This window comes from Epilithonimonas arachidiradicis, from assembly GCF_003610695.1.
Classification (GTDB): Bacteria; Bacteroidota; Bacteroidia; order Flavobacteriales; family Weeksellaceae; genus Epilithonimonas; species Epilithonimonas arachidiradicis.
On record NZ_RAQH01000008.1, the window covers coordinates 28,022 to 47,174 of the forward strand.

The window sequence follows — 19,153 nt, forward strand, 5'->3', positions numbered from 1 at the left end:
AAATTTAACCAAATTTTGAGGTCCTATAGCTCAGTTGGTTAGAGCACCTGACTCATAATCAGGTGGTCCCTGGTTCGAGCCCAGGTGGGACCACAATAAAACCCTTGAATATGTAGATATTTCAAGGGTTTATTTTTTTTACATAAAAAACGTTGTAATTATAATACATTAAGTTTAATATTTTTTAACATTACAAATAAGAAATCTAGATTCTAAAGGACTTATATTTGTAAAATTATTTTTCTACGATAAAATTATCAATGCTGTGAGGGGGCAAACTTTCAAATCATTTATTTTTTTATGTTTTTCTTTTTTATTTGCTCAGTTCAATTCGCAATGGGCGGATAATTTCCTGCGCAGTTCTTCAGCTTCCATTTGTCCGCATGAACTGATTGCAGAAATGATGACAGAAACCTTTCTAAATACAAAGGCAGTCACAATTGTCGTCAAAAATGTTAGCAAACAATTTGTAGAAATTCACAGTTCTTACTTCAAGAATTCTGAAGAAACTGTTTTAAAAACTGAAAAAGTTCAGGATCAGGTCATTTCTACGACTCTCTTCTGTGCGATAAAATCATACCTTCATCTTCTCCAGTTATTCTAAAACATCAAGACCTAAAATCCAAATTATTTTTCGTCAAGTTTTAGTAATAAAAATTCTATAATGAATACAAAAAGTTTCATACAGTGCCTTGTTGCATTCGTATGCGTAGTTTCTTGTGGTAAAAATGCCCAGAATAAAAATAAAGATAACAAAGAAGTACCCGTTTTTGAGGTCAAGCAAAAAGATACATTAGTCAGCAATCAGTTTGTAACGGATATTCAGGCTAAAAGAAATGTCGAAATCCGTTCAAGAATCGATGGAATCGTAGATCACATTTATGTAAATGAAGGTCAGTTTGTGAAAAGAGGTCAGGCTTTATTCAAAATCAATGATGCCGAATTACAGATGGAGCTTCTCAAAGCCAATGCAACCATAAAGCAGACTCAGGCCGATATGCGAATCGCCGAAGTTGAATTAAAGCAGATTGAAAGTCTTCACGCCAAAAAATTCGTTGCCAATAACGAACTGGAGTTGGTTAAAGCTAAATTATCTGCAGCAAAAGCAAAACACGCCTTTGCAGATGCAGAGAAAAAAACGGTGTTGCAGAAAATTAGTTTTACAACCGTTACAGCGCCTTTTGATGGGGTAATTGATATTATTCCTCACAAAGACGGAAGTCTGGTAACCAACGGAACTTTACTCACGACTTTGTCTCAGCTCGATGAGGTTTTTGCCTATTTTTCAATTCCTGAAAACCAATATTTCGAATTGTTAGCGAATGACAAATTAGGAAAACACCAGAAAATTGAATTAACGCTTCCCAACGGAATGGCATATCAGTTTAATGGTGCCTTAAAGTCAGCAGAAAGTGAAATCGACAGAGCAACAGGTTCGATTCGCTATAAAGTTTTATTTCCCAATCCTAATCGTTTAATCAAACACGGAACTTCTGGAAAACTCACGATTTCTGAAGTTCAGAATAATGCATTGATGATTCCTCAGAAGGCAACATTCTCGATTCAGGATAAAACCTACATTTTCAAGGTAGATAGAAACAATAAAGTGAAGATGACCAACATCGAGGTCGGAACAGCTTTAAAGGATTCCTATCTCGTGGAAAGCGGTCTCAAAAAAGGAGATTTGATTATTTATGAAGGCACTCAGTCGCTCAAAGACGGAGACGAAATCAAAATCAAGAACAGGCTTTAATTCTTAAATAATCAATTATGGTAGAGATGTTTATAAAACGAAAGGTTCTTTCGTTGGTGATTTCCATTGTCTTTGTTTTGGTAGGAATTATGGCGTTGACGAAGATGCCCATTACCCAATTCCCCGACATTGTTCCGCCTTCCGTAACGGTGACGGCAAAATATACAGGAGCTAATGCCGAAGTTTCTGCAGATGCAGTGGCTTTGCCTTTGGAACGTGCCATTAACGGTGTTCCGGGAATGACTTATATGTCAACAGTGACTTCCAATGACGGACTGACTTTAATTCAGGTCTTTTTTGAAGTCGGGACAGATCCAGATTTAGCGGCGGTAAATGTTCAGAACAGAGTGACAACAATTTTGGATGAATTGCCCGAAGAAGTAATCAGAGCGGGAGTTACCACGGAGAAGGAGGTGAACAGTATGTTGATGTATCTGAACATTACAAGTACAGACCCAAGTCAGGATGAGCAGTTTATCTATAACTTCACTGACATTAATGTTCTTCAGGAACTGAAGCGTCTGGATGGAGTAGGCCGTGCTGAAATTATGGGGCAGAAAGAATATTCGATGCGTGTCTGGCTCGACCCTCAGAAAATGGCGGTTTACAATATTTCAGCGGATGAAGTTGTGAATTCCCTTCAGAAACAGAATATTTCCGCTGCTCCGGGAAAAGTCGGTGAATCTTCCGGTAAAAAAGCAGGTCAGTTGCAATATGTTGTTAAGTATAAAGGTAAATTTTTTGAACCTAAACAATACGAAGAAATTCCAATCAGAGCGGATGAAGAAGGAACAATTTTAAAACTGAAAGATATTGCCAAAGTGGAATTTGGTGCAATGACGTACGGAATGGTTTCAAAAACAGACGGCAGACCTTCCGCATCGATTATGATGAAACAGAGACCGGGTTCAAACGCTTCGGAAGTGATTCAGAATGTGAAAGATAAAATGGCAGAACTGAAAGTCAATTCTTTCCCTCCCGGAATGGATTACAATATGGCGTATGACGTTTCGAGATTTTTGGATGCTTCGATAAGTGCTGTTTTAAAAACTTTAGTGGAAGCATTCATTCTCGTGGCGATTGTGGTTTTCCTTTTCCTTCAGGATTGGCGTTCTACACTGATTCCTGTTTTGGCGGTTCCTGTCGCATTGGTCGGAACATTTGCGTTTATGGATATGCTGGATTTCTCCGTGAATTTGTTGACGCTTTTTGCCTTGGTTTTAGCCATCGGAATTGTCGTCGATAACGCAATTGTCGTCGTCGAGGCGGTTCACGTTAAAATGGAAGAAGGTTATGCACCTTACGAAGCGACAGTGATTGCAACAAAAGAAATTGCAGGAGCAGTTGTAGCCATTACGTTGGTGATGTCGGCAGTGTTTCTTCCTGTAGCATTTCTGGACGGTCCGGTCGGCGTTTTTTACCGACAGTTTTCATTAACGCTGGCAATTAGTATTGTAATTTCCGGAATCAATGCATTAACGCTGACTCCGGCTTTATGTGCTTTAATTTTAAAATCTCACAATCACGATAAAAAGAAAGGAATTATTGATAAATTCTTCAATAAGTTTAATATTTTCCTTGAAAAAGTAACCAATGGATATGTGAAGGTTTTATCAAAATTTGCCACCCGAACCATCATAACTTTTGGATTATTGACGGTTTTCATTGTATTAACTTGGGGAACAACCAAATTTTTAGCCTCAGGATTCATTCCGATGGAAGATCAGGGAATGGCGTATGTAAGTGTAACAACTCCTCAAGGTGCAACGGTTGAAAGAACAGAAAAAGTTTTAGATGAAATCACAGCGATTGCAAAAAAAATCGATGGTGTGGAAAACGTAACGACTTTGGCAGGGTACAGCGTTGTGACAGAAATTGCCGGTTCATCCTATGGAATGGCGATGATTAACCTGAAAGACTGGAGCGAAAGAGATAAATCCATCGAAGATTTCATTAAAGAATTAACAGAAAAAACAAAAGTGATTTCCGACGCTGAAATCGAAGCTTTTGCACCGCCAACTGTTCCCGGATTTGGTAACACGAGTGGTTTTGAGCTTCGTCTTCTCGACAGAACGGGCGGAAGTATCGAAAATATGGATAAAGTCACGAAAGATTTTGTCAAGAAACTGAATGAAACGCCCGAACTGAAAAACAGTTTTACAAGTTTTGATGCCACTTTCCCGCAATATATGATCAATATTGATTATGATATGGCTTCGAAAAAAGGAATATCGGTGGATAATGCGATGTCGACGTTGCAGACGATGCTCGGTTCTTATTACGCAACCAATTTTATCCGATTCAGACAGATGTACAAAGTGATGGTTCAGGCAAGTCCGGAATACCGTGAAACGCCCGAAAGTATCCTGAATTTATATTTAAAAAATGATAAAGGCGAAATGGTTCCTTTCTCAACTTTCATCACGATTGAAAGGGTGTATGGACCGGAAGTTTTAACCCGTTACAATATGTATATGTCTGCAATGATTAATGGTGAACCATCCGAAGGCTACAGTTCCGGAGATGCGATTGCTGCCGTCGAAAAAATTGCCGAAGAAAGCCTTCCCAAAGGTTTTGAAATCGAATGGTCGGGAATGACAAGGGAGGAAATTCTGTCGGGAAATCAAACGGTTTATATTTTCATTGTCTGTTTGGTTTTCGTCTATCTATTATTAGCAGCTCAATACGAAAGTTTCCTTTTACCGATGCCGGTTTTACTGAGTTTACCCACAGGGATTTTCGGTTCTTACATTGCCTTGCTGGTTTGCGGATTGGATAACAACATTTACGCACAGGTTGCCTTGGTAATGTTAATTGGATTATTGGCTAAAAATGCCATCCTGATTGTAGAATTTGCCGTCGCAAGTCATAAAGAAGGAAATGATATTATTTCCGCAGCGATTGAGGGGGCAAAACAGCGTCTCCGTCCGATTTTGATGACCTCATTTGCATTTATTGCAGGATTGATTCCGTTGTGTATTGCTTCCGGAGCGGGAGCTATCGGAAACCGTTCGATCGGAACCGCAGCCGCAGGTGGAATGTTCATCGGAACCGTTTTCGGACTGATTATTATTCCGGGATTATACATTTTTTTCGCAACCCTTGAAAACAGAAAGAAGAATGAAAAGAAATAAATTGAAACTCGTAGTCTGGAGCGCAGCAGCATTGGCATTAACGTCTTGTGCCGTCCCAAAAGTAACTGCGATAAAAGAAGTAAAAGAAACGCCTGAATTACAAACCTCGGAAGCCATTCCGAACAGCGGAGATTTTACCGGAATTGATTTGAGTACCTATTTCACAGATCAGAATCTTCTGAAACTTTTCGAACAGGTAAAACAGGCCAATCCGGATTTTAAAATTGCTCAGCAAAGAGTCGAAATGGCCAACAGCTTCCTGAAACGTTCAAAAACAGAACTGCTTCCTTCATTGGATGTCGGAGCGATTGTTTCGGGCGACCGTTATGGAAAATATACGATGGAAGGAGTGGGGAATTACGATACCAATCTTTCTCAGAATATTAATGATCAGCAGAGAATCAACACGACTTTTACCCCGAATTACTGGATGGGCGCAAGAAGTAGCTGGGAAATCGATGCGTGGGGAAAACTCAAAAATAAAAAGCTTTCCGCTCAGAATAAATTTCTGGCTTCAGAAGAAGGTTTGAAGTTGCTTCAAATCGATTTGTTTACGGATATCGCCAATCTGTATTATGATTTAATTGCTTTAGATAAACGTCTGAAAATTTATCAGGACAATTACAATTTACAGAAAAGAGCTTTTGAAATCATTAAGGCACAACGTGAAGTCGGGAAGGTGACAGAACTTGCAGTTCAGCAGTTTAAGGCTCAGAATAATAACTGGTTAGCAGAAATTGAACATATTAAAGTTGAAATCGTTACAGTAAAACAAGCCATCGCCACATTGACAGGAGTTTACGGCGGGGAAATCGACAGGAGTCCGACACTTTTGCCAACCAACTTTGAAATGTTAAATAAAAACATCAATGTTGATGCGGTTATTCACTCGCGACCGGATGTGGTTTCCAATTTCTATTCTTTACAAGCTTCACACGCCAATGCAAAAGCAGCGAGAGCGGCATTTTATCCAAAAATTGATTTGGGCGCAACCTTCGGATTGAATTCTTTTTCAGTTGAAACGATTTTCAAACCTGCTTCTTTGGCAGGTCAGCTTCTAGGCGGATTGATGGTTCCTGTTTTCAATAAAGGACAGTTGAAATATGAGTTTAATATTGCTAACAGCGAACAGGAAATTGCATTTTTAAATTATCAGAAAAGTGTAACAACGGCTTTTAATGAACTTCAGTCTATTTTAAAACAGACCAAAATATTTCACCGGGTTTTAGATTTAAAAGAAGAAGAAGTGAAATTTCTCGACAAAGGAATCGAGGTTTCCAATGATTTGTACATCACGGGTTATGCCAATTATTTTGAATTGATTAATGCCCAAAAAAGCAAGCTTCAGGCTGAATTGGACTTACTTAAATTCCAGCACGAGAATACAAGGAATAATGTGTTGCTGTTTAAAGCTTTGGGAGGGAGATTGAATTAATTTTTATAAAAAAGAGCCAGATTATTTTGGCTCTTTTAATTTTAAGCCAGCCGGTTAATAATTTTTTCGGATCATAACATAGCCTGGCAAGTCAAAGGGTTTCAATAGCAATTGTTCGGAGATATTAAATCCAAAACTCTCTAAAGTTGGAATTAACAAATCATTTTCAGGAATCTCTGTCCAATGCGAATAATTGCGTGTAACCGATAAACATTTTTCCCACAGTGATTGGAAAACCTCAGATTTATGATAGTCATGAAGAACAAAAAAAGAAAATTGGATAGCTTTTTGGCCCTCTAAAATTTTAGGTTGCTCAAAGGAGTTTTTAAGAATTGCATATCCTACAGCTTTCTCTTCTTGAAATACAATGATCAGCTGTGTGCTGAGATCATTCAGTTCATTAATAATAGTTCTTCTGTCGAGCTCATTCTCCAAAAAAATTTCGAGTTCATTAGCATCTAATAGATCTTGATACATCTCCTTCAATTGCACTTCTTTTAGTTCTAACAAAAGATCAACACCTCGCTCTGATCCGACAGTAAATTTTGATATGATATTCATTTGATAATCAATTAAAAAACAAATATAACCGATTGCAGCACGCAGATCACGATACAGAATCTTGAAAAATGATCAGTACAGTTAATGCGATAAAGATTGTCCGATTCTTTCAATAGCATTCAAACTCTCAGGCGTCAAATGATTAGAAAATACAGTTCTAAAACAATTGTCGTAATTGTTGGTGAATGAAAATGTATTGCCGGGCGTAAAATTCACCCCAAATTTTTCACAAGTCTTATAAAACGCTAGCATATCAGTGCCCGGCGCTAATTGCGTCCAAATGCTGTAACCGCCCTGGGGAATTGTTGTGTAAGTCGTTTCCGGAAAGAATTGATGAATATGATTAGCGAGTTTGATAGCCTGAAGTTCCAATTGACGTCGAAATTTACGCAGATGTCTGTCGTAGCTGGAAGTAGAAAGTAATTTGGCAACAACTTCCTGATTAAGCGGTGAAACTGATCTCCCGAGAGAAAATTTTAACCGTTCAGCAGCAGAAAAATAGCGTCCTGCAGCCAGCCAGCCTAATCGAATACCGGGAGCCAGAGTTTTTGAGAAAGAAGAAACTGTAATCACCAAACCTTGCTGATCATAATTTCTGATTGTTGTTGGTCTTGAACCTGTAAAGTACAGATCACCATAGATATCATTTTCGATAATTGGAATTTCTCGGGAAGAAGCAATATTGTAAAGCTTTTGTTTTGTTTCATCCGTCATCAATATTCCTGTTGGATTATGAAAATTAGGAGTTACAACAATTGACTTGATGTCATTCTTCTGACAAGCATCAGCAAGATGATCGGTGTCAAAAGTATTGTAATTCTTTAATGGAATTTCAATGGTTCTGAGTTTAAGATTTGCTATAACTTCCAAAACAGAAAACACACACGGACTTTCAACTGCAATAATATCATTTGGATTTGTAGTCACAGCTAATGCAATATATAGGGCTTGCAAAGCACCATCAGTAATGATAGTTTCATCCTTCTGTATTATAGCACCATGCAAGACCTGACGTTTAGCAACCAATTCCCTAAGCTCTTCTGTACCATTAGTAGGATAATAGCGGAGTAGAGCGGCTCCTTTTTCTCGGATGACTTGTTGCATTGTTCTAAGTACCAATTTCTGAGGGATCAAGAGATCGGAAGGAACAGCCGCATTTAGGTTGGCAACTTCAGTGTGCTGTTTCTGTTGTGAGGTTAAGAAAATATTTTCTCTGAAAACAGAATCTCTTGGAATTGCTTTCAAATCGGGTGAATGACTGGCTGATGCTTTATAGGATTGATAATTCACAATATATCCGGAGCGTGGCAAACTTCTTACAAGCCCTTTGTAAATCAGATAATCATAACCGTTTTGTACAGAACTGATGCTGAGTTGGTATTCTTTTTTTATACTTCTCGCAGATGGTAATTTGTCTCCCGGTTTTAAAAGCCCTGTACTGATATGTTTTTCTATTGCATCTGTGAAAACTTTGTATTTGTAATCCTTCATTATAAAATCAACTGTACCGTAATCATTTAAACTGATAATAAATGTACTGAATTATGAAGACTCAAAAAATATTAGATATATACAATTAGATAAAAATTTAAGTTCCATATTAAAATTTGTCTTAAGTTTGTGCAATCGATTGCTCACAACAAAGTGCTGACTTATCGAGATTTTGGATACAAAAGAAACAACTATGAAAATAAGATCAATTATCATTTTAATTTTTTTAATGATTTTACAATTATTTTCCGGACAAACGAAAGATACTTTAGCGGAAAAAATTTTGCTATATCAATTACCAATCGGTGGTTGGGGAAAACAGCTTGAGGATAAATCTGTAGTTGATTATAAGTTGCCCATCGATAAAAATTTGTTAAGAAAAATAAAAGAGACAGGAGATGATCATGCAACGATTGATAACCAGGCAACTTCCCGAGAGATAAAAGCTCTAATAAAAGCATACAATACTACCAAAAATCCAGCATATTTATCAGCAGCAGAGAAAGGCATAAAGTATCTGCTGCTAATGCAGTACAAAAACGGTGGATTTCCCCAATATTATCCTAACAAAGGGCTTTACAGAAAACAAATTACTTACAACGATGATGCAATGATTAATGCGTTGACGGTCTTATATTACGCGGCTAATGGTAAGAATAATTTTGATGTTATCAATTCTGAATTAAGGAACAAATCTCAAATTGCTATTAACAAAGGTATAGATTGTATATTAAGAACTCAGGTTTTGCAAAAAGGGATTTCTACGATATGGGCAGATCAATATAATGAGATCACAATGAAACCGGAAAAAGCAAGAGCTTTTGAACCTATTTCACTAGCAAGTGCAGAATCAGTTGGCATCGTCAGATTTCTGATGCTACAGCCTGCGACCCCCGAAATAGAACTAGCGGTAAAAAGTGCTCTCAAGTGGTTTAAAGCAAATAAAATTGAAGGGTACAGCTACAATGTCACCAAACAAAATGGCAAAAACCTAAGAGTTTTGAAACAAGAGAAAAACTCAGTCGTATGGTCCAGATTCTACGATATTGAAACTAACGTTCCCATCTTTGGAGACCGGGATGGAACAGTGAAATACAATTATAACGACATTTCGGAAGAAAGACGAAACGGCTATAGTTGGTACATCGATTTTGCAAAAAAACTAATTGATGTAGATTATCCAAAATGGCTTCTCGAAAATAATTTGAAGGATTGAAAACTTATTGATTAAATAAAAATTAATTCTGAAAAGTTTCAAAAGTTCCGTCTTCATAAAAAAATACAATTCGGCGGATTTTTTTTAACGGATTTTCTTGTTTTGTATCGGAATTTTCTAATGGCTGAGAATCGGCTATTTTATTCTTATCCGGATTATGTGCAGGAATATTTGATTCTCGCGAATTTGCTTTTTCTGGCTTTTCTTTAATTTCTTCTTTACCAAAATTATCATCATCAATTAATGAGAATAAATCTGGCAAGGATTTTTTTGCAGGTTTGCTGTCTTCCGGTTCAGGAATAGTAACAGCAGTTGAATTCTCTTCTTTATTAACAAGCATTTCACCAGAGCCGGTAATTAGCCATTCCCATTCAAGTTCCGGAAATTTGGCTTTTATTTTCGTTATGAAATCAAGAGAAGGTTTATTTCTTCCTGAGATAATATGCGAAATACTTGAACGCTGAACGTTAATATCTTCTGCAAATTCCGCAGGAGTCAGTTCTGTATACTCGATTACTTTTGTAATTCTATCATTAAATTCCATTTTACAAATGTAATAAAAATTTTAATTAAATGAATCACAATTGTAAACCTATTGTTTTACTTTTGTAAACAATCATAATATTTAAAAATTAGTTTTTAATGATCTGTTTTTCAAATAGTTAAATTAAATTATTGTGGATAATATCTATTATTTTATTCTTTTGGTTTGGAACTAATGATTTTATGTTGATAATGTGGTAAAGCAATATTTACTATAATTTAAAACGTTGAAAACTCAAAAAGTTATCTGCAATACACGGTGCCTTTTACTTATTTTATTTGCTTTTCAGAAAGAGTAGGGCTGTGCTTATTTCTTATTGATAAGACCCACAAAGCTATAAAACCCTTATATTATCTAGTAACTGGCGGATTATATATTAATTCATATTTGATTTCAATTTTTCTTATCATGTACATATCTGCAAAAATTTTGCTTTTAAGACTGCTGAAGAATTATGATGAAATACTAAATCTGTCATATAGATACTAGAATTGCAAAATAATTGTGATTTAGAAAGTTATACATCTGTAAATCAAGGCCAATAATAACTAAAAATCCGTTTAATGAATTGCTGAACAAATAAGAACTAATGCCTAATTATTACCTTAAAGTGAAATTAAAAAAATACTTTATTTAATTTTTATAAATAACTGATATTTAACATTATATATTTTAAATTTAAAAATAATGTATTCCACAAAATAATTAACAGACAAAGTGACATTTGTCAATGTTTAGTTATTTTACAAATGTAAACATTAATATTTGTGATTAAATGTTAATTTTGTGAAAAATCAAATACCGTAAAAATGAATTTCAGTTTTCCTTATTTTAAAAATGTAAACTTCCCAGAACGCTATATTTCCCCTGAAAAATTATTTTCTTACTTACAGGACAATTACAGCGATTACGTCCAAGAGGTCGGAAAATCCAGTTTAGGAAAGCCTATCTATATGATGACGCTTGGGAAAGGTAATATTAAAGTTGCTGCCTGGTCACAGATGCACGGTAACGAATCTACAGCGACGTTGGCAATGCTGGATCTGTTGGCTATATTTGATAAACATCCGGAACTGAAAGAGAAACTATTTGAATTAATACAATTAGACTTCATTTTTATGCTGAATCCTGATGGGTCCGAAGCATGGACAAGGAGAAATGCTTTTGACATCGACATCAACAGGGATTTCTTGAGGACCTCAAGTGTTGAAATGAAATTGTTGAAATCATTAATTCTCGATAATAATTATAGTTATCTGCTAAACCTTCACGATCAGAGAACGATTTTTACTACCGATGGAAAACATCCTGCAACCTTATCATTTTTGGCACCTTCAGAAAATGCTGATCGTGATATTACGGAAAACCGGAAAAAAAGTATGGCTGTAATTGCTGCGATCTATATGCAGATGAAACATATTCTCCCTGACAGAATTGCCAAATATACAGATGAATTTTATCCAACATCCAGCGGTGATAACTTTATGAAAGCTGGGATCCCAGCAATATTGTTTGAAGGTGGATATTTTGAAAATGATTTGGAACGGGCTAAGACTCGCGAGTTTTATACTCAAGCTTTATATTTTGCATTAAAAGCAATGTCAGTCCTTAAAGGCGACACATTGAGCTATGAGACTTATTTTGACATTCCTCAGAACAAAGAATCTCATTTTGATTTGATCTACAGGAATGTTAAGCTTAATACAGAATTCGAATGTATTTTGGATATCGCCATACAATATAGAGAAATTCTTAATGACAATCGCAATCTGACTTACCAGCCATACGTTGTTGAAGTTGGTGATCTTAACCATAAAAAAGGCTGGCAAGAAATAGATTGCACAGACAAGAAATTTATTTCGCAAAAAAGATTTCCAAAACTGGAATCTTTGGTAGATTTCAGTATAGAATAAATAATATGAAAAACCTTTATTAATCAGCTTTATATGAGTTGATTAAAATATGCAATTTAACATAATATAAATTATAGGACATTTTATAATTATTAAATAAAGCATATTCTGACCACTTTTCTTTGCGGTATTTTGGTATAATATTTTCTAATTTTGATTTATCCCAAAATAAGCTATTATGAAAAAAGTTATTTTAATTCTATCAGGTTTTGCAGTTATCCATTCTTGTGAAAAAAATGACGGAAAACAAATTAATGTCGAAAACCGAAAACCCGACACTTTAGCCATACCCAAAAATGAAAAAAATCAAATTGCTACAACGGAAAATGTTGATTATTGTTATCTAAATGTCTTAGCAAAGGATTCTATGATCCTGTCTTATAAAATTGTTAACGGACAAGTCTCCGGTAAATTAGCTTATAAAAATTTTGAAAAAGATTCTTCAACTGGAGACGTTTCCGGAACCGTTGCCGGCGATACTTTGAAACTGAATTATAAATATATGTCCGAAGGCACAACCAGTGAGCGCGAAGTGTACTTCCTACAGGACAGCGGCGTTCTATTGGAAGGTATCGGAAATTACTCTGACAATAGTTCTCCAAAACAAGTCTATGTATCGTCCAAAGCAGTCAATTATTCCAAAGGAAGACGTTTGACTCCTGCCGATTGTAAAGAATTTAAATAAAAACAACAGCGGCTTTTGTAAGCTGCTGTTGTTAACCTTAAAAATATATAATTTATAAAACTATAGTTTGTATAGAATGTGCTGGTGAAGCCAGTTTGGAAGACTTTCCTTCAATCCATAAATTAAAATCTGTATCATTATCACTTTCATTCATTACAACTACTACCAATTCCCCATTTTGATTCAAAAAACTTGTAGATAACAAGAAATCTTTGTTCGTAGAACTCCCGACACGTTGTGCATTCGGTTTGATGTATTTTGAAAGATGACCGATGTAATAATATTCGTAAGTGTAGTGCAACTCCCCTGTTCTGGTATCTGCAATAATCGGCGCAAAACAAAAATTCCCCACGTGATTTGGTCCACCTTTTTCATCCAAAAGAATATTCCAGTCTGTCCAGGCAGAGGTTCCTTTATTAAAGTCGTTGATCATATTTCGGCCGTACAATTCGCCTAAGCTTACCTCATCAATCTTAGAAAAATCAAATTGTTCTTTGCAACCTTCTGTGAAAATAAGGAATTTGTCTGGGTAAGCTCTGTGCGTTTCTGCAAGATTATCGAATAGTTGCGATTTGTTATTCCAGGTCTCGTACCAATGGTATCCAATTCCGGAAGCGTATTTGGAAGTTTCAGGATCTTGTAAAGTGGTTGTAGCGCGTTGATACATTAGATCTCTATTATGATCCCAGATAATCACTTTTTTATCTTTGTAGCCACTTTTCCACAATGTCGGACCAAGATTTTCTCTTAGCAATTTGGCCTCTTCATCCGCTGTGTAAAGGCAAGATTCCCAGGTTTGAGTTGCCATTGGCTCATTCTGAACGCTCAGTCCCCAGACCGGAATATCTCGTTTCTCATATTCCTGAATGAACTTGATATAGTAATTGGCCCAAACCTGATAATATTTATCCAAAAGACGTCCACCTTTCAGCATGTTATTATTCGATTTCATCCACGCCGGCGGACTCCACGGACTGAAATAAAATCTGAAATCCTTTGGATCGATAGTTTGTTGCGCTAATTTAATCAAGGGAATCTTATACTGTTCATCGTGCTTGATATCGAATGAGCTTAACGAAGTGTCATTATCTTTTACATAAGTATAGCTGTCACTGGAAAAATCGCAAGAATTCATATTGGTCCTAATGATGTTGTAGCCCAAACCGGATTTTCCATAATAAGCTTCAATTAATTCCTTCTGCTTATCTTTCGGGAGTTTCGCAAAAACCTCGGCAGATGCATCCGTAATGGCACCACCAAATCCTATAAGTTTCTGGTATTTGAAATCCGGATCTACGAAAACACAGATGTCGGTTTCTTTAGGTTGCGGAAAATCAATGAATTTAACATTCGCTTTCTTGGCAAATTTTTCGTTATTTTTTTGAGAAGTCATCATAACTCTCCCCTCTTTCATTCCTTTTTTCCAATAACTCTGCGCATTGGTATTAATGATCATTCCTGTCAAAAAGCAAGATAAAATTAATCTTTTCATTAGATGAAAATCTATAAAATATAGAATCGTGTTTTATTTATTTAATTTATAAATCCTTACATAATCGATTAAGAACTTTTGAGGATAAACTCCTGTATCGACGCCTTCTTTCCCGCCCCAATTACCGCCGACAGCTTGATTAAGAATCAAATAAAATGGCTGATCAAATGGCCAGGCTTCATAAGTTTTTTCTGAATTGATGTAAGTAAAATACTTTTTGTTATCAACGAACATTTCTATCTTTTCCGGACCCCAATCTGCTCTGTACACGTGAAATTGGCTGGTAGCATCTTTCACAATAATGGTATCGGTTTTTTGAGTTCCGATGATGTGATTATATTTTTTGGTATGGACAGATCCGTGGACAAAACCCTCGTTGTAACCCACGTGTTCCATTATGTCGATTTCTCCGTCGTCTGGCCATTCTTTGATATCCTTGCTCAACATCCAGATTGCAGGCCAAGTTCCTTTCCCTTTCGGTAATTTGGCTCTTACTTCTATGCTTCCATATTGAAAAGGGAAAGTTTCTTTTGTAATCAATTTTGCAGAAGTATAATCATTCTTTTCCCATTTCTCTTTCCTGGCTTCTATGATGAGATGCCCGTCTTCTACTCTGGCGTTTTCTTTCCGATCTTTGGTATAAAACTGAAGCTCATTATTCCCGAAACCATCACCTCCCACTTCGAATGTCCATTTTGAAGGATTAATAGTCGCTCCAGTGAATTCATCCTGAAAAATCAATTCTTTTTTCTCTTTTGCTGTGGAACAGGATATTGTTACAGACAGCAAAATTATATTAGAAAACAAAGAAATTCTTTTCATACTAATTGTTTGAAATTAAAAGACAAATGTTGCGACAGATTTAGCCGTTAATGACGTAGCTGCGGTTTTATTTTTAAATCTGATATTGAAGTTTTCTGTAGTATCACCTTCATTCAGAACAATTAAACTCACTTTTCCGTCAGGCCTTTGAAACGCTACCGAACTCAGATTTCCGGGCTGCGTTGATGCAATCCTCTGAGAATTTTGTGGAACAAATTTAGAAGCCTGAGCGATGATGTAATACGCTACATTTTTTGTAAACATTTCACTGGAATTAATTGTAATGGCGCCTTTACATTCTGTACATCCACCTGTTGTATGAGGATTAAATGAGGCATCATTAGCAACGTTCCATTCCAGGGCTACCTTGCTCCAGTTTCTCATAGAACCAATGATAACATTTTTCATATGCCAAACAAAATCTCCTGAAAATGAAGAATTAGCACCAGTCCATTGTTCTGTAAAATATAAATTCTTGCTTGGGAAAGCTAAATGCACGTTACTCAAAACCGAGATATTCCCTGCATAAAGATGAAAAGCTGAACCGTCAACATATTTTGCTGCTTCGGCATCGGCTAAGATATCCATTGGATAATCCGGCTTATCACAATTGTGATCGTAAAGAATGATTTTGGTATTGATATTAGCCGCGTGAAATGCCGGTCCCAAATGATTTTTAATAAATTCCCCTTGTTGTGCAGAAGTCATATACATACTTGGGTTATTGCCCGGATGCAAAGGTTCATTTTGGGGCGTTATAGCATCAATCGTGATTCCCTGCGCTTTCATTGCTTGGATGTACTTTACAAAATATTGAGCATAAACACCATAATATTGAGGTAACAGACTGCCACCAATGCTACTTCCGTTATCTTTCATCCAGACAGGCGGCGACCAAGGCGTTGCAATTATTTTGATATTAGGATTGATTGTCAGGATTTTTTTCAGCATATCAATCACTGCCTGATCTTTTGCTAATGAAAATTGAGAAAGTGATGGATCTGTCTGGCCTGCAGGCATATCGTTGTATGAGAACACATCACTGTTAAGGTCGGAAGCTCCAATACTTAATCTCAAATAGCTTACAGCTATAGAACTGCCATTATTTGAAAAAAGATCTTGCAAAAGTTCCTCCTTCTTAGTTACTGATAATTGATTGATTACTTGAACACTTCCGCCAGTTAAAGTATAACCAAAACCATCAATCATTTGATATTTCTGCTCTGAATCAACATCAATAGTCTGATAATTATTAGAAGCATTTTTGAAATAAATATCGTTTTGTTTCTGAAGTTTAACTGTCTCATCAGCTTTTGTTAGCCAGACTGTTGCTGACGTATAGTTTCCATTGTCTTCTCCATTATCACCTGGAGGGTTAGTTTGATCCTCTACACTGCTGCTTTGACAAAACAAGAGAGAAAAGAAAGTAACTCCTAAGAAAAACAATTTATTAGGAAAAATTTTATTATTGTACATTTTTAATAGATTTATTGGAAATCAACAGCTTCCGAAGAAAATTGTATTGGAATTAATCATTTTCCAATACAGCTCTCTTTTTAAAAGAGAAGCTTAATTGATGTTAAATTGAATGTAAAAAAATGAAAGAGGTTTTTTAGGACCTCTTTCACCCTAAGAATATGATAAGAAAAAATTAGTTCACTCCTCTGAATTCTATCTTAGTAATAGAAATCCCGTCTTTCATATCTTCACCACCAGATCTGATGGCAAAGTATGCAATACCTGTTTTGGTAGCCGTAAAAATACCATCAGGGTTATTAGAATTTTTAGATCCTACGTTTGAAATTTTACCTTCAAAAGCAGATGTTCCGCTACCTGCCCAGGTATTGATTCCTCTTAACCAAGTTTTGTCATCGCCATCTCCAGTATAATCATTATTGGCTGTAGGTTTTGTATAACCAACGTAGATTTCAAACCATGTATTAGATACCCCTTTAGAACTTACTACAGCATCAGCTTTATACTTGCGTCCTTCTACAACATTTACTTCCTGATACATTACATTTCTATTCCATTTTGTTGCTGTGAAAGTAGCCTGGCCAGTTCCCCAAGTCCAAAGGGCGAAACCTTCAGTTCCATTAGGATTAGGAAAAGTCAATGACCATTTTGCTACATCTGTAGCATCCGCAAATTTTCCTCCTTGGATCATATTTCCTGCGGCAGGATCAGATTTGTCAACAGTAATAGTTTGACTAGCAGTTCCACCAACCATTCCGCCTTGTCCGATAATCTGATGCTGAATGGTATAAGTTCCTTCATCCGGAATAAAGACATCATAGATGTTTGGTCCAGCACCAAATCCACCTCCGTCTCCTAAATCCCATTTGGATGTAAGAAAATTATTATTTGAAGAACTTAATCTATAATGATTCTCAGATGTTTTAGTAACTGTAAAAGAAGCATCAGAATTTGTTGGTGTTAGTCCATTTCCTTCACCGTCTATATTATCAGGAACACAAGAGTATGCTAATACAACAAAACTCAAACAAATTGCATGTTTTAAATATTTATTCATAATTCAAAAAATTAATAGTTAGGGTTTTGTTTCAATGCTGTATTAGGTAATTCATTAAATGGAATAGGCATAATCTCATTTTTTCCACTAACAAAACCTTTTGCCGCTAATTTAGTTGGAGCATCTCCCCATCTGACAAGATCAAACCAACGATGTCCCTCACCCGCTAATTCTCTCCTTCTCTCATCTTTAATTGCCTGCATAGAAACTGGTACAGAAGAAAGTCCAACTCTGGCTCTTACAGCATCTAATAATGCCTGGGCTCTTGTGCCAGTTCCCCCTAAAGCTTCTGCCTCCATTAAATATGTATCAGCCAATCTAATTGCAATATAGTTTTGACGGAAATTTAGCTCAGTTGCTCCAGGGAGAGAACTTCTTAGATTATTAGTAGGTAAATATTTATTTAGAAAATAACCTGTGTCTGCATAAGCTGGGCTATATGTAATTTTACCTTCGGCAACAAGTTGTTTAGCATTAAATACTGTTACATCTAATCTTGGATCGCCTTGCATAAAATTAACAAAGTCATCAGTTACCGTATTGAATGCCCATCCTGAATACAAATCAGGAGCATCATTATTCGGGAAATCTTTTTTAACTGAGTAAGATCTCGGTCCAACCATTATATTAATAGAATTACCTTCATCTTTTCCTTGTCCCCAGAATCCCCAATCAGAATTTGCCTTGTTGGTATGCATCACTTCTAAAATAGATTCTGATAAAAACTTATATCTGTTAGGATCTGGATCAGTTTCTAAACCAACTTTAAACAAGTCAGCATAATTCTCTACAAGTTTATATCCAAATTGACTTGTTCCACCAGGAACACCATTCACTTCTGCAAATTGCTCTGCTGCTTGGGGCATTTTTTTATCATACAGATAAATCTTACCTAATATTGCTCTAGCAGTACCTTGAGTAATTCTACCTTTATCATTGGTATCCGCTTTAAACATCAAATCTGGAATGGCAGCTGTTATATCGCTTTCGATTTGTGCATATACCTCACTTGGTTTTGCTTGAGGAATATTCCAATAATCATCATCGAATTTGATATAATTCAATATTAATGGAATATTTCCGAATATTCTGACCAATTCGAAATAGTATAATGACCGTAAAACTTTAGCTTCTGCAATGAATCTCTTTTTTAGATCATCATTCATATTTGCGGCCGGGACTCTTTCAATCAGCAAATTGGCTCTTGCAATGCCTTGATAATAATCCTTCCAATAGCTAGAAGGCATAGTGTTTGGATTTATGGTATAATTGTTAATACCCTGGATACCTGCGCCATCATTAGAATTTCCTCCACCAGAATAAATATCATCTGATCCCGCGTTAAAGAAAGTCACAGTATTTTCAAAACCTCCGGAATACTTTCTCAAAACATCATAAACAGACACTAAGGCGCTGAAAGATTGTTGTTCATTTTGGAAATATAAATCTGAATTGAATGATCCTGAATTCTGTACATCATCCAGATATGCATCATTACAAGCGATATTAGTAAAACTTAAACCAGTTAAAAATGTAATGGCAAGTCCTTTATATAAAATTTTATTATTTTTCAT

At 36.0% G+C, this 19,153-nt stretch carries 15 protein-coding genes and 1 tRNA gene; 8 read left to right on the plus strand and 8 right to left on the minus strand.

What is annotated here, in order from left to right; genetic code table 11:
* The first annotated feature begins 19 nt into the window (after positions 1 to 19).
* The 5 genes from BXY58_RS12600 to BXY58_RS12620 all read left to right on the plus strand — a co-directional run bounded on the left by BXY58_RS12600 (position 20) and on the right by BXY58_RS12620 (position 6,322).
* Positions 20 to 93, plus strand: a tRNA-Ile gene (locus BXY58_RS12600).
* A gap of 307 nt (positions 94 to 400) precedes the next feature.
* A complete protein-coding gene (locus BXY58_RS16870; protein WP_147366846.1) occupies positions 401 to 604 on the plus strand; it encodes a hypothetical protein in 204 nt (67 codons plus the stop codon).
* 60 nt (positions 605 to 664) lie between these two features.
* Positions 665 to 1,753, plus strand: coding sequence for an efflux RND transporter periplasmic adaptor subunit (locus tag BXY58_RS12610; RefSeq protein WP_120214221.1), 1,089 nt, complete (start codon positions 665 to 667; stop codon positions 1,751 to 1,753).
* 17 nt (positions 1,754 to 1,770) lie between these two features.
* Complete coding sequence (locus tag BXY58_RS12615; RefSeq protein ID WP_120214222.1) at positions 1,771 to 4,887, plus strand: efflux RND transporter permease subunit; 3,117 nt, start codon at positions 1,771 to 1,773, stop codon at positions 4,885 to 4,887.
* Positions 4,874 to 6,322, plus strand: coding sequence for a TolC family protein (locus tag BXY58_RS12620; protein WP_120214379.1), 1,449 nt, complete (start codon positions 4,874 to 4,876; stop codon positions 6,320 to 6,322). The genes BXY58_RS12615 and BXY58_RS12620 overlap by 14 nt, the downstream gene beginning before the upstream one ends.
* Positions 6,323 to 6,376: 54 nt before the next feature.
* Here BXY58_RS12620 and BXY58_RS12625 read toward each other — a convergent pair whose 3' ends face one another.
* Positions 6,377 to 6,883 (minus strand): hypothetical protein, encoded by a 507-nt coding sequence (locus BXY58_RS12625; protein WP_120214223.1) that lies wholly within the window; start codon positions 6,881 to 6,883, stop codon positions 6,377 to 6,379.
* Positions 6,884 to 6,964: 81 nt separating this feature from the next.
* Positions 6,965 to 8,374 (minus strand): aminotransferase-like domain-containing protein, encoded by a 1,410-nt coding sequence (locus BXY58_RS12630; RefSeq protein ID WP_120214224.1) that lies wholly within the window; start codon positions 8,372 to 8,374, stop codon positions 6,965 to 6,967.
* A 229-nt stretch (positions 8,375 to 8,603) separates the two neighbouring features.
* On the opposite strand from BXY58_RS12630, the gene pelA reads away from it, so the two are divergent.
* Positions 8,604 to 9,590 carry a pectate lyase gene (gene pelA, locus BXY58_RS12635; RefSeq protein WP_229728458.1) on the plus strand — a complete coding sequence of 329 codons (987 nt, stop codon included), beginning with the start codon at positions 8,604 to 8,606 and terminating at the stop codon, positions 9,588 to 9,590.
* A 22-nt stretch (positions 9,591 to 9,612) separates the two neighbouring features.
* Here the strand turns inward: pelA and BXY58_RS12640 are convergent, their stop codons facing one another.
* The gene (locus BXY58_RS12640; RefSeq protein ID WP_120214226.1) at positions 9,613 to 10,134 is read right to left on the minus strand and encodes a helix-turn-helix domain-containing protein; all 522 of its coding nucleotides are present in this window, start codon (positions 10,132 to 10,134) and stop codon (positions 9,613 to 9,615) included.
* Positions 10,135 to 10,943: 809 nt separating this feature from the next.
* Here BXY58_RS12640 and BXY58_RS12645 point away from each other — a divergent pair.
* Both BXY58_RS12645 and BXY58_RS12650 read left to right on the plus strand, forming a co-directional pair.
* The gene (locus BXY58_RS12645; RefSeq protein ID WP_120214227.1) at positions 10,944 to 12,047 is read left to right on the plus strand and encodes a M14 family zinc carboxypeptidase; all 1,104 of its coding nucleotides are present in this window, start codon (positions 10,944 to 10,946) and stop codon (positions 12,045 to 12,047) included.
* 178 nt (positions 12,048 to 12,225) lie between these two features.
* On the plus strand, positions 12,226 to 12,732 hold the full coding sequence (locus BXY58_RS12650; RefSeq protein ID WP_120214228.1) for a hypothetical protein: 507 nt from the start codon (positions 12,226 to 12,228) through the stop codon (positions 12,730 to 12,732).
* A 52-nt stretch (positions 12,733 to 12,784) separates the two neighbouring features.
* On the opposite strand, the gene BXY58_RS12655 is transcribed toward BXY58_RS12650, so the two are convergent.
* From BXY58_RS12655 to BXY58_RS12675, 5 genes are all read right to left on the minus strand, one after another.
* Positions 12,785 to 14,224, minus strand: coding sequence for a glycoside hydrolase family 30 protein (locus BXY58_RS12655; RefSeq protein ID WP_120214229.1), 1,440 nt, complete (start codon positions 14,222 to 14,224; stop codon positions 12,785 to 12,787).
* Positions 14,225 to 14,257: 33 nt separating this feature from the next.
* Positions 14,258 to 15,046 (minus strand): glycoside hydrolase family 16 protein, encoded by a 789-nt coding sequence (locus BXY58_RS12660; RefSeq protein WP_120214230.1) that lies wholly within the window; start codon positions 15,044 to 15,046, stop codon positions 14,258 to 14,260.
* Between the two features lie 15 nt (positions 15,047 to 15,061).
* A complete protein-coding gene (locus BXY58_RS12665; protein WP_120214231.1) occupies positions 15,062 to 16,522 on the minus strand; it encodes a glycoside hydrolase family 30 protein in 1,461 nt (486 codons plus the stop codon).
* A gap of 175 nt (positions 16,523 to 16,697) precedes the next feature.
* Positions 16,698 to 17,579: a hypothetical protein gene (locus tag BXY58_RS12670; protein WP_120214232.1), complete on the minus strand. Its 882-nt coding sequence runs from the start codon at positions 17,577 to 17,579 to the stop codon at positions 16,698 to 16,700.
* Between the two features lie 11 nt (positions 17,580 to 17,590).
* Entirely contained in the window at positions 17,591 to 19,153 is a 1,563-nt protein-coding gene (locus BXY58_RS12675) for a RagB/SusD family nutrient uptake outer membrane protein (protein WP_120214233.1), read from the minus strand.